At 32.8% G+C, this 241-nt stretch carries 1 protein-coding gene; it reads right to left on the minus strand.

What is annotated here, in order from left to right; translation table 11 throughout:
• Positions 1-241: MobV family relaxase (gene mobV, locus SH09_RS16190; protein WP_200888862.1), on the minus strand; the 241-nt coding region annotated here is incomplete at both ends.

Genomic DNA, 241 nt, shown 5'->3' on the forward strand with positions numbered 1-241 from the left:
ATTAACATATTCGTTAAATCTATCTTGAAACGCTGTTAACGCCTTTTTATTCCCTACAACTTCTTTTGCACTTAATCTACCGTCATCAGTGATAGGGACAACACCATAATGCATATGTGGTGTTTTTTCGTCCATGTGAACTGTTGCATATAATAAATTATCTTTACCGTATTCTTGTTCTAAAAACTCTTTAGCATATTCAAAAAACTGCTTTGTATCTTCTGGCGTTTGATTATCAAAG

Source organism: Staphylococcus gallinarum (assembly GCF_000875895.1).
Taxonomy (GTDB): domain Bacteria; phylum Bacillota; class Bacilli; order Staphylococcales; family Staphylococcaceae; genus Staphylococcus; species Staphylococcus gallinarum.